The following is a 13,924-nucleotide window of genomic DNA, read 5'->3' as shown; positions in this document are numbered from 1 at the left end:
AAAATGATGAAAAAATATGATGTAATTATTGTCGGTGCAGGTCCGGGCGGTATTTTTTCTGCCTATGAATTAATTACTAACAATTCAGACCTCAAGGTTGCTGTTTTTGAAGAGGGTCATTTGCTTGAAAAAAGAAAATGCCCTATTGACGGCGACAAGGTAAAAAAATGTATTTCTTGCAAAACTTGTTCAATAATGAGCGGATTTGGCGGCGCAGGTGCTTTTTCTGACGGTAAATATAACATTACCAATGATTTCGGCGGTACTTTATATGAATATATCGGCAAGAAAAAGGCTATTGAATTAATGCACTATGTTGATGATATAAATATGCAGTACGGCGGCAGCGGTACTAAATTGTATTCAACAGCAGGTTCAGGCTTTAAAAAACTTTGTTTGCAGAACAAGCTTAATTTATTGGATGCATCTGTTCGTCATCTCGGTACTGATAAAAACTACATTGTGTTGAATAACATATATAGTTTTCTTAAGGATAAGGTCGATTTTTACTTTGACACTCCTGTCAGCAATATTGAAATTTTGGGTGATGATAAAGGATATATCATTAACACCGAAAAAGAAAGTTACGAGTGTGAAAAATGTATTGTTTCAGTTGGTCGAAGTGGAAGTAAATGGATGGAAAAAGTTTGCAATGACCTTAAAATTCCGACAAAATCTAACCGAGTTGACATTGGTGTTCGTGTTGAGCTGCCTGCTGTAATTTTTGCAAATCTTACAGACGAACTTTATGAAAGTAAAATCGTATATCGTACAGAGCAGTTCGAGGATAATGTGCGTACATTCTGTATGAATCCCAAGGGTAGTGTAGTTACAGAAAACACAAACGGCATTATTACAGTAAACGGTCACAGTTATGAGGACAAGGAAAAACAAACGGAGAATACAAACTTTGCGCTGCTCGTAAGCAAGCATTTTTCAGAACCCTTTAAAGACAGTAACGGTTACGGCGAAAGCATTGCAAGACTTAGTAATATGCTCGGCGGAGGAGTAATCGTTCAGCGTTTTGGCGATTTAATCCGTGGCCGCAGAAGTAACCCGAAACGAATAGAGGAAGGTTTGGTTGTTCCTACACTGTCGGCTACACCGGGTGACCTTAGTCTTGTATTGCCTAAGAGAATCCTTGACGGCATTATTGAAATGATTTATGCCCTTGATAATATTGCGCCGGGTACAGCGAATGATGATACATTGCTCTATGGCGTTGAGGTTAAATTCTACAATATGGAAGTTGAAGTTGACGAACACCTTGAGTCGCTTCATAAAGGACTTTATATTATTGGCGACGGCAGTGGTGTAACTCATTCCTTGTCACACGCAAGCGCAAGCGGTGTGTTTGTTGCAAGAGAAATTCTCAATCAGTAAAGTCAATAGAGAATATTTTAATGGTTCTCTGTATAACTTTTATTTGACAAATACTTGTGCTGTGCTATAATGTAAGTAGAAAATTTGTGTGAATTTTTCAACAAAGTTTTTTCGTCACACCCTTTGCGGGGTGTGACTTTTTTGTTTTGGAGGAGTTTTTATGGAAACCTGTAACAAAATGGAATATCAACCTATAAACAGATTAATAATTAAGATGTGCTTGCCGCCTATGATTTCTATGTTCTTGCAATATTCATATAATATGATAGACAGTATGTTTGTTGCCTGCATTAATGAGCAAGCTCTTGCGGCAGTATCTTTGTCTTTTCCGATTACAAATTTAATGAATTCACTTTCAGTGTGGATTGGAGTAGGAATAAATGTTTTGATTGCCGGTTATTTGGGGCAAAAAAGGCAGGACAAGGCAAATTCTGTTGTTACAATGGGATTGATTTTGTCGTTATCGGTTGGTATAATTGTTAATATAATTGTACTTTTAGTTATGACACCGTACTATTCTGCCTTTACGGAGGACAGCCGAATTTTTGAATACGGCTGTATATATATGCAGATTTGTGCATTTATGCAAGTGCCGAATATGGTACATATTGCAATTCAAAAAATGCTGCAAGCAACAGGCAATATGATTTCTCCTATGTGGTTTCAGATTGCAGGAGTGGTTTTTAATCTTGTGTTTGACCCATTGCTTATTTTTGGAATAGGCCCTTTTCCTCAAATGGGAATAAAAGGAGCTGCTTTGGCAACCGTTTTAGGCTATGTTTTGTCAATGTTAATTTCATTATATGTACTTATATTTACTAAGCAAAAGGTAAAACTCAAAATCAAGAGTTTTGTTTTTGATGTTCATATGTTTAAAAATATATTTGGATATGGATTGCCTTCGTTTGCCATGAATGTTTTAAGTTCATTAATGATAACTTTTGTCAATCTGTTTTTAGTCACATATTCTGATACGGCAGTGGCTTTTTTCGGAGCGTATTTTAAGGTACAGCAGTTAATATTTATGTCGGTAAACGGTTTAATTCAAGGTTGTTTGCCGATTATGCGTTATAATTACGGCGCAAAAAAATACGAACGGGTTAATCGGACATATCAGGTATTGTTTCCGCGACAAATACTTTTGTTGTTTTCCGCATCGGAAAAAATGTGTTCTGTCGGAATACCTGCAATAAGAATAATGGCGCTTAGCTATTGCTTTGGCGGGGTATCTACCATGATTGCCACTTATGTTCAGGCAATGGGTAAAATTGTACCGAGTATGGTTATTCAGGTACTTCGTCAAGGAGTTTTATTGTTTCCTCTTATGTGGCTGTTGAACAATAACTTTAATATTATGGGAATTTGGTGGTCTTTTCCTCTGACTGAATTTATTGTATTTGCAATAGCCGTAATAATTGTAAAAATGAATAAATCACAAGTAAAAAATATTTAATCGGAGATTAAAACAGCTATGGCAAAAATAAACATACAAGAAGAATTACGGCTGCTGCACACCATACCGCCTGTGTTTAACCGAAATTCAAAAATATTAATTCTCGGCAGTTTTCCGTCCGTAAAATCACGGGAGGCGGAGTTTTTCTACGGACATAAGCAAAACCGCTTTTGGAAAGTTCTTGCCGATCTTTTAAATGAAAGTGTTCCCGAAAACACGGAAGAGAAAAAACAACTTTTGCTCAATAACGGCATAGCTTTGTGGGATGTTATAAAGTCCTGCACAATTACAGGTTCAAGCGACAGCTCAATAAAGAATGTTGTGCCGAATGATATTGAGCCGATTTTACAGACGGCAAATATATCGCAAATTTTTACAAACGGTTCGACCGCCGATAAACTGTATAAAAAGCATATTTATCCGTTTACACAAATTGAGGCGATAAAACTTCCGTCAACAAGTCCTGCAAATGCGGCATTTACACTCGACAAACTTTTACGGGAATGGAATGTGATTTTAAAATACTTATAAAAAGCACCGCATAATAAGCGGTTTTATGCTTGTTATGCGGTACTAAATTATGATTTAGTTTAGGTTTTGAACGGACATTGAAATTTTAGCTAACGCTAAATTATCCGCCAAAAAATAAAGAAAGTTTACTGAACCATAATTTATTCAACACTGAAAATCGGCAGCATCACTTAAAAATGATACTGCCGATTTTTTATCTGAACATATAGTGTGCGGTGTCGAGCATGGATTCCATTGTGTGGATTGCTTTGCTGGCTTTTCTTTTAAGCTTTGGATTTTCGTCATACATTTTTCTTCCGCAGCAGCCAACAGCTATGCCTGCCATCATACCTAAGGCAACACCTTTCATAATGTCTGTTATCGGTGAATGAAACATAAGTCTTTCCTCCTGTAAAAATTGTATTTATTATTTGAGCAAGATTGTTCTTGCATTATTATTGTTTACGATTTAAAATAGAATAAAACAGAATTTTGAATTTTTGGAGTGATAAGATTTGGCAAAGCTTAATATTGTGCTGGTAGAGCCTGAAATTCCGCAGAATACAGGCAATATTGCAAGAACCTGTGCCGCAACGGGAGCAAGTCTGCACCTTGTCCGTCCTCTCGGTTTTTATATTGATGACAAAAAACTAAAGAGAGCGGGTCTTGATTATTGGCACTTGCTTGATATTACATATTACGATGATTTAAACGATTTTCTCGAAAAAACAAAGGGAGGCAGGTATTTTCTCTTTTCAACAAAGGGTACTCATATTCATTCAGATGCCGAGTATCCCGATAACTGCTATATTATTTTCGGAAAGGAAACCAAGGGACTGCCCGAAGAACTTTTGATGCAGTATCCCGAAAGCACGGTCAGAATACCTATGATTGACGAGGCAAGAAGTCTGAATCTTTCAAATTCAGTTGCCATTGCAACATATGAAGTGCTAAGACAGTGGAATTATCCGCAGCTGCAGAGTATAGGCGAACTGCATAACCACAAATGGAGCGATGTTTTGAAGTAAATCTCATAAATATTTTGTGCATAAAAAATCCGTAAATTCAATTATTATACGAAATTTTTTTGGGAATTGCTCGAAATTTTTTTGGGAATTGCTCGAAATTTTTTAGATTTATATTGATAAAACCAATGTTTTGATATATAATATAATTGACTGTAAAAATGCTATATTTTTACATTATTCTTCTATTAGAAAGGATTGTTCAATAATGAATCTTAATAAGGTTACAGTTGATGACATCAATGTAAAAGGTAAAAGAGTTCTCGTTCGAGTTGACTTTAATGTTCCGCTCAAAGACGGCGTTATTACAAATGATAACAGAATTACAGCAGCTCTTCCTACAATTAAAAAGCTTATCGCAGACGGCGGTAAGGTTATTCTTTGCTCACACCTCGGCAAGCCGAAGAACGGCCCAGAGGCTAAATTCTCACTTGCTCCTGTTGCAGTAAGACTTTCCGAGCTTCTCGGCAAGGAAGTTATCTTTGCTGACGACGACGAGGTTGTAGGCGAGAACGCTAAAAAGGCAGTTGCAGAAATGAAGGACGGCGATGTTGTTCTTCTTCAGAATACAAGATTCAGAAAAGAAGAAACCAAGAACCTTGAGCCATTCTCATCAGAGCTTGCATCTCTTGCAGATGTATTCGTAATGGACGCTTTCGGTTCAGCTCACCGTGCACACTGCTCAACAGCAGGTGTTACAGACCACATCAAGGATACAGCAGTTGGTTACCTTATGCAGAAGGAAATAAACTACCTCGGTAATGCAGTTGAAACTCCTGTTCGTCCTTTCGTTGCTATCCTCGGCGGCGCAAAGGTTGCTGACAAGCTTAATGTTATTTCTAACCTCCTTGATAAGTGCGATACACTTATCATCGGCGGCGGTATGGCTTACACATTCTTAAAGGCTCAGGGTAAGGAAGTTGGTCTTTCACTCGTTGACGATACAAAGATTGACTACTGTAAGGAAATGATGGCTAAAGCTGAAAAGCTCGGCAAAAAGCTCCTTCTCCCTGTAGATACAACAGTTTCTAAGACATTCCCTGATCCAATCGATGCTCCAATCGAGGTTGAGGTTGTAGATTCTTCTGCTATCCCTGCTGATATGGAAGGTCTTGATATCGGTACAAAGACACAGGCTCTCTTTGCAGATGCAGTTAAGACAGCTAAGACAGTTGTTTGGAACGGACCTATGGGCGTATTTGAGAACCCAACACTTGCAAAGGGCACAATTGCTGTTGCTAAGGCTCTTGCAGAAACAGACGCTACAACAATCATCGGCGGCGGCGACTCTGCTGCAGCTGTTATTCAGCTTGGTTTTGCTGACAAGATGAGCCACATCTCAACAGGCGGCGGCGCATCTCTTGAGTACCTCGAGGGCAAGGTTCTTCCGGGTATCGCAGTTATCGCTGACAAAAATTAATCTATAAAATCAATAGGGGCGGAGTTTTTCCGCCCTTAATGGTTTACACAATATTTAGGATATAATAAATATGTCGAGAACAATAATTAAATTTACTTCTCCTTTTAACTCTAATGCGGTTTTTGACGCATTTGGCAAGTTTATGTACAGAGAGAATTTTGAGTTTGTTCAGAAAAACGGGGAACAGTATTGGAAAAAAGGTGTAGGCCTTCTTACCGCTCCGCAGTTTTTAAAACTTTCTGTTAATAACGATGGCAGCTATGTGCTTGAGGCTTGGATAAAATTTGCCATTCTTCCGGGTGTATATGTCGGCGAAATGGGTACAAAGGGCTTTGTTGGGGCACTTCCTAAACAATTGCTTAAGGAGAGAGTTGATAAAACACTTATGGCCATGCAGGCTAATGTTATTTATCAACAATAACAGACAACAATTTTTAATTTCTTATAAATTATTTATCGGAAAGGAATATTACAATGGACAAGACAAAGAGAAAGGCAATTATTGCCGGTAACTGGAAAATGAATAAGACACCTTCAGAGGCTAAGACACTTCTTGAGGCTGTTGTTCCTGCTGTAAAGGATGCTGACTGCGAAGTAATCGCTTGCGTTCCTTTCGTAGATTTAAGCGTAGCTCTTGAAACAACAAAGGGCTCAAATGTAAAAATCGGTGCCGAAAACTGCCACTGGGCAGAGAGTGGCGCTTTCACAGGCGAAATTTCTGCTCTTATGCTCAAGGAAATGGGTGTTGAGTATGTAGTTCTCGGTCACAGCGAGAGAAGACAGTATTTCGGCGAAACAGACGAAACTGTAAACAAGAGAACAAAGGCTGCTCTTGCTGCAGGCTTAAAGCCAATCGTATGTGTCGGCGAACTTCTTTGGGAGCGTGAGTGCGACATTACAGAGGAAGTTATCGCAAGACAGATTAAACTTGACCTCTTCAATGTTACAGCTGACGAGCTTAAGAACATCGTTATCGCTTACGAGCCTGTATGGGCTATCGGTACAGGCAAGACTGCTACAGCTGACCAGGCTGAAGAAGTTTGCGCATTTATTCGTGCTACAATCGCTAAGCTTTACACACAGGCTGACGCTGACGCTGTTACAATTCAGTACGGCGGTTCAATGAATGACGGCAATGCTGACGAACTCCTCTCAAAGACAAATGTTGACGGCGGTCTTATCGGCGGTGCTTCACTCGTTGCTGAGAAATTTGCAGCTATTGTAAAGGCAGCAAGCAAGTAATTAAATTTTAGGGGTACGGACGGCAAAAGGAAATAACTGTAATAAATTTGCAGTCAGTGTTCCCTGTGTCGTCCGTAATGTTTAGAAAGGATTTATGTTATGAAAAAACCATTAATTCTTATGATTCTCGACGGTTTTGGTATTGCACCGGAGAAAGGTAATGCTATTAAAGCAGCAAATAAGCCAAATATTGATAAACTTTTTGCAGAAAACCCGGTAACACAGATTGGTGCGTCGGGTATGGATGTAGGTCTTCCTGACGGTCAGATGGGTAACTCAGAGGTTGGCCATACAAATATGGGCGCAGGCAGAATCGTATATCAGGAGCTTACAAGAATTACAAAAACTATTAATGAAGATAAGCTCAAAGAGAACGAGGCTATTGTAAATGCAATGGATAAGGCTATTGAGAACGGTACAGCACTTCACCTTATGGGTCTTCTTTCAAGCGGCGGCGTTCACAGCCACAATACACACCTTTACGGTATTCTTGAGCTTGCTAAGAAGAAAGGCCTTGAGAATGTATATGTTCACGCATTCCTCGACGGCAGAGATGTTCCGCCATCAAGTGCCGCTGAATTTATGGACGAGCTCCTCGACAAGATGAAAGAAATCGGTGTAGGTAAGGTAGCCACTGTTTCAGGCAGATACTATGCTATGGACCGTGATAATAACTGGGACAGAGTTGAAAAGACATATGCCGCTATGGTTTACGGCGAGGGTGAAAAAGCCGATTGCCCATGCTGTGCTATTGAAAAGTCATATGAAAACGGCGTTACAGACGAGTTTGTAGTTCCTGTTGTAGTTGACGGCGGCGCACAGGTTAAGCCGAACGACAGCGTTATCTTCTTTAACTTCCGTCCTGACAGAGCAAGAGAGATTACAAGAACTTTTGTTGATCCTGAATTTAAGGGATTTGAGAGAAAGAACGGATTTTTCCCTGTAAACTTTGTATGTATGACACAGTATGACGCTACAATGCCAAATGTTGATGTTGCATTTAAGCCGCAGACACTTAAGAATACACTTGGCGAGTATGTTTCAAACAAGGGTATGACACAGCTTAGAATTGCCGAAACAGAGAAGTACGCTCATGTAACATTCTTTTTCAACGGCGGTGTTGAAAAGCAGTATGAGGGCGAGGACAGAATCCTTGTTAAGTCACCTGCTGTTGCAACATATGACTTACAGCCGGAGATGAGCGCTTACGAAGTTACAGATAAGCTTGTTCCTGCTATTGAGAGCGGTAAGTATGATATGATTATCTTAAACTACGCTAACTGTGATATGGTTGGTCATACAGGTGTATTCGAGGCAGCTGTAAAGGCTGTTGAGGCTGTTGACACTTGCGTAGGCAGAGTTGTTGAGGCTATCAAGAAAATGGGCGGTGTTGCTCTTATCACAGCCGACCACGGTAATGCAGATAAGATGGTAGACGCTGACGGTTCACCGTTTACAGCTCATACAACAAATCCTGTTCCTTTCTGTGTAGTAGGCTATGATTGCCAGCTTCGTGAGGGTGGCAGACTTGCTGATATTGCTCCTACTATGCTCCAGATTATGGGCTTAGAGCAGCCTGCTGAAATGGACGGCGTTAGCCTTATTAAGTAATTTTACTTAATAAATTTTGCATAAAATTAAGCTGTACTTGAGTATTCAGGTACAGCTTTCTTGTTTTTATTAGATTTTGGTTAAATGTTGGGATAATGCTTAAATTACAGTTTAGCAAAAATACTTCGCAAAGCAATTATAATTATTCAGGCGAAAGTATGCTAAATCATAATTATTATTTTATAATTCCCGACAAGTTATTAACATTGCTATTACAAATTGTTGAAAAATTCGTCAACTGCCTGTTTTGCAACTGTATTTAAATGCGGGGCAGGTTCGTTGCAAATTTTAAATTCATTATTTACACATTCACTTGCAAGTATTGTAATCTTTTCTTTATCCTTAGGTTTGTATTTTATAATGAATTTTGCGGTTGAAACAACTACAAGAATTTCTGCTATGTTTTCGCTGTTAAAGGCCGCAAAGTATTTATCTTTAATTTCTTCCCACATCTCAAGATAATCAACAATTAAAAGATTAGCTATAATTCTCCATGTGTTCCAAGCTGTAAAATTATCATATCTGTCAAGCGCCTGTATTATGTATTGAAAATACGGATACACCAAGAGAGGTGTTTGTTCGCTAAGGTCGATAAGTATATTTTGCGCACGACAATTATTTTCGTCAAGCATTGCATTTATTAAAATCGGAATTACCATAACTTCCTTTTTCGCAAGCTTTACAACATCGATGTCATTTTCAGTTTCAATTATTCTTAGATAAACTTCATTAATATTCATTGCAATTACCATTCCAATTCTGATAATTATATATTACTATACTTTGCAATTGTTTTCAAGTAAAAATGTCATTTTATGCTGAAAAAGCGTACACCGTTTTGGTGTACGCTTTATTTTTAGGCATCAAATATTTTTTCGGATAATTCTTTGGCAGGAGTCTGTACATCTTTGAGTTTTCGCTGAATTTGTCTTGTACGCACACCTACGAGTTTGTCAAGTTCCTTATTTGCTTGATCAAGTCTTTGTTGAGTTGCCTCAAGCACATCTCCGAATTTGTCAAATTCCTGTTTTACTGCGCCTAAAATTTCCCATACTTCGGCACTTCTTTTTTGCACGGCAAGAGTTTTAAAGCCCATTTGCAATGAATTGAGTAATGCCGCCATAGTGCTCGGGCCTGCGATGTTTACCTTGTAATCACGCTGTAAAATTTCAACAAGACCTCGGTTTACTGCTTCACTGTACAATCCCTCGAAAGGCAAAAACATAATTGCAAATTCGGTGGTGTAGGGGGGATCTATGTATTTATCGTGAATATCCTTTGCTTCACTTTTTATTCTTGTGATAAGCGCTTTTGCGGCAAGGTCAATTTTTATTTTGTCGCCCTCGTCAATGGCGTCACGCAAAGCCGCATAGGTATCACCCGGGAATTTAGAGTCAATAGGCAGATAAATAAATTTATCATCGTCGGAGGGAAGTTTGACTGCAAATTCAACTACATTTTTTGAACCTTTTTTTGTGGCGACATTTTCTTCGTACTGCTCGGGCGAGAGAATTTCGCTTAAAATTGCGGATAATTGAATTTCTCCGAGAATACCTCGTGTTTTCACATTTGAAAGGACTTTTTTGAGGTCGCCCACACCGACGGCAAGGCTTTGCATTTCTCCAAGACCTTTATAAACCTGCTCAAGTCGCTCATTGACAAGTGAAAATGAGCGGTTCATTTTTTCTTCTATGGATTGCTGTAAACGCTCATCAACGGTTTTTCGCATTTCTTCAAGTTTTTTATTGTTATCTTCTTGAATATAATTAAGTCGGTTTTCAACAGAGTGCCTTATATTATCAAGCTGTTGTTCGTTGGTCAGCGAAAATGTTTTTAATCTTTCCTCAAGTTGAGCAAGGCTCTTACTCTGGCTGATTGCGTATGCATTCTGACTTGCGGCAATCATATCACCGAGATTTTTTACTGACATTTGAGTTGATGAAGTAAGCTCCTGTCGCAATGCCGATTGTTCGTTACGGATAGTTTGCTCAAGTCTTTTAAATTCTTCACTGTTGCTGTTGTCCGATGCTTTTTTTAGCTGATTAAGGATAACAATGCCGAGCATAACAACTGCAATAACAAGCAAAACAATTATAATAATATCAAGTGCCGTTTGCATTTTTACACTTCCTTATTCAATTTATACTAATATATTAGCATTTCAAGGCTAAAAAGTCAAACGAATGTTTTATAAATTATGCAAAAACAGACTGCCAAACTGACAGTCTGCTGTGATATGGTTATAAATTCAATTAAATACCGTTTCCACAAGTTTACTGCAACCCTCGGGGGAATATAAGAATCTGTCGATATGATTGCCGTTGCAGTAATACTTAGGTTTTTGCGGATTGTATTTGTAATCAAAAGTGTCAATGATGATGATTTTAATTTTCATTTTTTCGGGAATGATGCTTTTTATGTAAACGCTTGCCTGCTGACCTGCTTTTACGCCGTCCTTACTTTCTGCAAGTCCTGCAAGGTTAGGGGCAAGTTCTACAAACGCACCGTAGTTTTCTACACTGCGTACAATTCCCGCAACGGTTTCGCCTGCACAAAAGTTGTTTGCGTTTTCTTCCCAAGTGCCGAGAAGTTCCTTATGGCTTAGGCTTATTCTGCCGTTTTCGATGGATTTTATTACAGCTCTGATGTCCATTCCGACCGTGAATCTTTCCCGTGGATGTTCTATTCGTGATACGGAAATTGTATCGATCGGCATAAGAGCCACAATTCCGCACCCAATATCGGCAAATGCACCGAAGTTTTCGAGGTGGGTGATACGAGCATCAATTACATCACCGCAGACAAGGTGAGAAATGTAATTTTTCATACAGCGTTGTTGTGCCTTTTCTCTTGAAAGAACTGCAAAGCGTTCTCCGTTTTCATCAACGGCAAAGTCGGTGATGATAAAACATACAGGGCGGTTTACTCTTGAAATTACCGCAATATCACGCACCGTACCTTCACGGATACCGATTGCACCTTCTTCACGGGGGATAATTCCTTTCATTATGCCGAGGTCAACAATAAGATTATGTTCTGCATCACAAACGCAGGCCCTTGCCTCAAGAATTTTTCCTTCCTTTTTTGCGTCACTTAATAAAGAAAAGCTGTGGAGCGTGTTGATATTATCCTGTGTTAAAATGAGTTTTCCTTCGGGTAAATATTCTGACATTTTACAGCCTCCGTTAATTTTATTGCGCTACTGATTTCTGTTTGTCGCAATGTCAGCGTATGGCTGACTTTTCAGTAAGCATATTTGGTTACAAATATTAGTATGATTTTGCAATAAAAAATATAACCGAAAGAAAATTTTACAGAATATTAATCGGGCAATAAAATTTGAGCAAGATTAAATTATCAGTCACGATTATAAAAGTTTGGTCAACCTTTTCAAAGGTTGTGGGTGTGGGCAAAGCCCACAAATACTTTCCGTTTACGCAATCTAACGATAGCCAAACAGCTTGCAGTTCGGCGGCTTGAACACAACGGCAAAAGCCCTTAAATGCGATAGCAACAAGAAAGCCATTAGATATATAATGAAAAGTTAATCATTTCTTTTATAATATGCTGTCGCCTGTTTTAACAAACTTAGTTTTAGCACGCAAACAGCGTGGCTGTTTGCGCCTGATAAATTGTTATATCGGAAGATGTTATGGGCGCTGCCCATACCCGCAATTTTTGAAAAAATTGAGTAAACTTTTTTGGGAGGATAATTTAGCGTTAGCTAAATTTCAATGCCCGACCGACACTCCGCTAAACCATAATTTACCCCAATGTTTGATAAAGAAAAAATCCCTCTCCGATTTTTCAGAGAGGGAAAAGGTTTAAATTTAAAAATTATGCCCAATTAAGAGTATCGTTATATACATTGATGTAGTCGTTAGCCGAACGATCCCAACTGTTGTCGCTCATCATTGCACGCCACATAAGCTGATGCCAGCCTGCGTCATCATGAATACCCCACAAAGCTCTTCTTACGGCATTTACCATATCTGCCGTATCGTAGTTCTTGAATGTAAAGCCGTTACCGTAGTTGTCTGCACTGTCAAATACAGAGTCTTTAAGTCCGCCAACTTCACGAACAACAGGAATTGTACCGTAACGGAGAGCAATCATCTGTGCAAGGCCGCATGGCTCCTGAGCAGACGGCATAAGGAATATATCAGCACCTGAATAAATCTTTCTTGCAAGTTCAGGTACAAAACCGTGACAGAAGCAAAGTCTGCCCGGATATTTTGCCTGCATATAGTTAAAGTAGTCCTCGTATTCCTTATCACCCGAGCCGAGAATTACAAACTGCATATTCTCGGTATTCATAAGCTCTTCAAGTCCCATTCTTACAAGGTCAAGTCCCTTATGACCTACAAGTCTTGTTACCATACCAACCATTGGTACATCCCAGCGCTGTTCAAGGCAAAGACGCTCCTGAAGTGCTCTCTTACACTCACCCTTGCCGCTCATATCGTCCTTAGAGTAGTTACGATAGATCTGATAGTCTGTTTCAGGATTATAGCTTTCGGTATCAATACCATTTTTAATACCGCAAAGTTTATAGTGACGGAGGTTAAGTTCGTCGTGAAGTCCCCAGCTGAACCATGGGTCTTTAATTTCAGCCGCATAGCTTGGAGATACTGTTGAAACTCTTGTTGCTGTTTCAATAGCGCCCTTCATCATATTGAGTTTGCCGTTCATCTCAAGAATTTTTGTTTCATTGGCAGGAATACCTACACATTCTGTATTAACTTCCCAGCCGTATTCACCCTGATACTGAATATTGTGAATTGTAAACAGGCTCTTGATATTGTGATACCATGGTCTGTGTGAATAGAACAGATAGTAGTAAACAGGTACAAGTGCTGTCTGCCAGTCATTACAGTGAATAATATCAGGATGGAAGTCAATGTATGGGAGCATTTCGAGAATTGCTCTTGAGAAGAATGCAAATCTCTCGGCATCGTCATAGTGACCGTAAAGTGTACCACGCTTGAAATAGTATTCATTGTCAATGAAATAATATGTACAGTCGTGCCATCTTGCCCAGAAAAGTCCGCAATACTGATGACGCCATGCAACAGGTACGGTAAAGTTTGTAATGAAATTTAGTGAATTTCTAAGCTCCTGCGGAATTGTGCCGTAAAGCGGAACTACAATTCTGCAGTCCTGACCCTTTCTGCAAAGTGTGTGTGGCAGACTTCCTGCAACATCTGCAAGTCCGCCGCTACCGCAAAACGGATTTGCTTCAGATGCACAATATAAAATTCTCATTTGATTTTACCTCCA

13 protein-coding genes are annotated in these 13,924 nt (G+C 39.2%); 8 read left to right on the top strand and 5 right to left on the bottom strand.

Going from position 1 to position 13,924, the window contains the following annotated elements:
* Nucleotides 1-6 precede the first annotated feature (6 nt).
* The 3 genes from KGF34_RS06225 (at nucleotide 7) to KGF34_RS06215 (ending at nucleotide 3,367) form a co-directional block, all read left to right on the top strand.
* A complete protein-coding gene (locus KGF34_RS06225) occupies nucleotides 7-1,383 on the top strand; it encodes an NAD(P)/FAD-dependent oxidoreductase (protein ID WP_252560208.1) in 1,377 nt (458 codons plus the stop codon).
* Between the two features lie 160 nt (nucleotides 1,384-1,543).
* Complete coding sequence (locus KGF34_RS06220; protein WP_252558432.1) at nucleotides 1,544-2,836, top strand: MATE family efflux transporter; 1,293 nt, start codon at nucleotides 1,544-1,546, stop codon at nucleotides 2,834-2,836.
* An 18-nt stretch (nucleotides 2,837-2,854) separates the two neighbouring features.
* Nucleotides 2,855-3,367 (top strand): DNA-deoxyinosine glycosylase, encoded by a 513-nt coding sequence (locus KGF34_RS06215; protein ID WP_252558430.1) that lies wholly within the window; start codon nucleotides 2,855-2,857, stop codon nucleotides 3,365-3,367.
* Nucleotides 3,368-3,560: 193 nt separating this feature from the next.
* On the opposite strand, the gene KGF34_RS06210 is transcribed toward KGF34_RS06215, so the two are convergent.
* A complete protein-coding gene (locus tag KGF34_RS06210) occupies nucleotides 3,561-3,743 on the bottom strand; it encodes a hypothetical protein (protein WP_022235309.1) in 183 nt (60 codons plus the stop codon).
* A 118-nt stretch (nucleotides 3,744-3,861) separates the two neighbouring features.
* Here KGF34_RS06210 and trmL point away from each other — a divergent pair, with 118 nt between their 5' ends.
* The 5 genes from trmL to gpmI all read left to right on the top strand — a co-directional run bounded on the left by trmL (nucleotide 3,862) and on the right by gpmI (nucleotide 8,644).
* Nucleotides 3,862-4,374, top strand: coding sequence for a tRNA (uridine(34)/cytosine(34)/5-carboxymethylaminomethyluridine(34)-2'-O)-methyltransferase TrmL (trmL, locus tag KGF34_RS06205; RefSeq protein ID WP_022235308.1), 513 nt, complete (start codon nucleotides 3,862-3,864; stop codon nucleotides 4,372-4,374).
* 205 nt (nucleotides 4,375-4,579) lie between these two features.
* Nucleotides 4,580-5,791 carry a phosphoglycerate kinase gene (locus KGF34_RS06200; protein WP_117705507.1) on the top strand — a complete coding sequence of 404 codons (1,212 nt, stop codon included), beginning with the start codon at nucleotides 4,580-4,582 and terminating at the stop codon, nucleotides 5,789-5,791.
* A gap of 70 nt (nucleotides 5,792-5,861) precedes the next feature.
* Nucleotides 5,862-6,212 (top strand): hypothetical protein, encoded by a 351-nt coding sequence (locus tag KGF34_RS06195; RefSeq protein WP_022235306.1) that lies wholly within the window; start codon nucleotides 5,862-5,864, stop codon nucleotides 6,210-6,212.
* A gap of 53 nt (nucleotides 6,213-6,265) precedes the next feature.
* Nucleotides 6,266-7,033 carry a triose-phosphate isomerase gene (tpiA, locus tag KGF34_RS06190; protein WP_186935281.1) on the top strand — a complete coding sequence of 256 codons (768 nt, stop codon included), beginning with the start codon at nucleotides 6,266-6,268 and terminating at the stop codon, nucleotides 7,031-7,033.
* 99 nt (nucleotides 7,034-7,132) lie between these two features.
* The gene (gene gpmI, locus KGF34_RS06185; protein WP_195410715.1) at nucleotides 7,133-8,644 is read left to right on the top strand and encodes a 2,3-bisphosphoglycerate-independent phosphoglycerate mutase; all 1,512 of its coding nucleotides are present in this window, start codon (nucleotides 7,133-7,135) and stop codon (nucleotides 8,642-8,644) included.
* A 212-nt stretch (nucleotides 8,645-8,856) separates the two neighbouring features.
* Here gpmI and KGF34_RS06180 read toward each other — a convergent pair whose 3' ends face one another.
* The 4 genes from KGF34_RS06180 to glgA all read right to left on the bottom strand — a co-directional run bounded on the left by KGF34_RS06180 (nucleotide 8,857) and on the right by glgA (nucleotide 13,909).
* On the bottom strand, nucleotides 8,857-9,384 hold the full coding sequence (locus KGF34_RS06180; protein ID WP_252558423.1) for a hypothetical protein: 528 nt from the start codon (nucleotides 9,382-9,384) through the stop codon (nucleotides 8,857-8,859).
* A 116-nt stretch (nucleotides 9,385-9,500) separates the two neighbouring features.
* Nucleotides 9,501-10,763 carry a DNA recombination protein RmuC gene (locus KGF34_RS06175; protein WP_252558420.1) on the bottom strand — a complete coding sequence of 421 codons (1,263 nt, stop codon included), beginning with the start codon at nucleotides 10,761-10,763 and terminating at the stop codon, nucleotides 9,501-9,503.
* Between the two features lie 129 nt (nucleotides 10,764-10,892).
* On the bottom strand, nucleotides 10,893-11,816 hold the full coding sequence (locus KGF34_RS06170; protein ID WP_252558419.1) for a S1 RNA-binding domain-containing protein: 924 nt from the start codon (nucleotides 11,814-11,816) through the stop codon (nucleotides 10,893-10,895).
* 665 nt (nucleotides 11,817-12,481) lie between these two features.
* Complete coding sequence (gene glgA, locus KGF34_RS06165) at nucleotides 12,482-13,909, bottom strand: glycogen synthase GlgA (protein ID WP_022235300.1); 1,428 nt, start codon at nucleotides 13,907-13,909, stop codon at nucleotides 12,482-12,484.
* Nucleotides 13,910-13,924 lie beyond the last annotated feature (15 nt).

This window comes from Ruminococcus sp. FMBCY1 (assembly GCF_023921805.1).
GTDB lineage: Bacteria > Bacillota > Clostridia > Oscillospirales > Acutalibacteraceae > Ruminococcoides > Ruminococcoides intestinale_A.
The sequence above is the reverse complement of the archived record's forward strand: the minus strand, read 5'-3'. Positions and strand labels throughout refer to the sequence as shown.

Excerpts from the sequence above, each read along its gene's own strand:
- KGF34_RS06225 (WP_252560208.1), top strand. The coding sequence starts at position 7 with ATGAAAAAATATGATGTAATTATTGTCGGTGCAGGTCCGGGCGGTATT.
- KGF34_RS06220 (WP_252558432.1), top strand. The coding sequence starts at position 1,544 with ATGGAAACCTGTAACAAAATGGAATATCAACCTATAAACAGATTAATA.
- KGF34_RS06215 (WP_252558430.1), top strand. The coding sequence starts at position 2,855 with ATGGCAAAAATAAACATACAAGAAGAATTACGGCTGCTGCACACCATA.
- KGF34_RS06210 (WP_022235309.1), bottom strand. The coding sequence starts at position 3,743 with ATGTTTCATTCACCGATAACAGACATTATGAAAGGTGTTGCCTTAGGT.
- KGF34_RS06200 (WP_117705507.1), top strand. The coding sequence starts at position 4,580 with ATGAATCTTAATAAGGTTACAGTTGATGACATCAATGTAAAAGGTAAA.
- KGF34_RS06195 (WP_022235306.1), top strand. The coding sequence starts at position 5,862 with ATGTCGAGAACAATAATTAAATTTACTTCTCCTTTTAACTCTAATGCG.
- tpiA (WP_186935281.1), top strand. The coding sequence starts at position 6,266 with ATGGACAAGACAAAGAGAAAGGCAATTATTGCCGGTAACTGGAAAATG.
- gpmI (WP_195410715.1), top strand. The coding sequence starts at position 7,133 with ATGAAAAAACCATTAATTCTTATGATTCTCGACGGTTTTGGTATTGCA.
- KGF34_RS06180 (WP_252558423.1), bottom strand. The coding sequence starts at position 9,384 with ATGAATATTAATGAAGTTTATCTAAGAATAATTGAAACTGAAAATGAC.
- KGF34_RS06175 (WP_252558420.1), bottom strand. The coding sequence starts at position 10,763 with ATGCAAACGGCACTTGATATTATTATAATTGTTTTGCTTGTTATTGCA.
- KGF34_RS06170 (WP_252558419.1), bottom strand. The coding sequence starts at position 11,816 with ATGTCAGAATATTTACCCGAAGGAAAACTCATTTTAACACAGGATAAT.
- glgA (WP_022235300.1), bottom strand. The coding sequence starts at position 13,909 with ATGAGAATTTTATATTGTGCATCTGAAGCAAATCCGTTTTGCGGTAGC.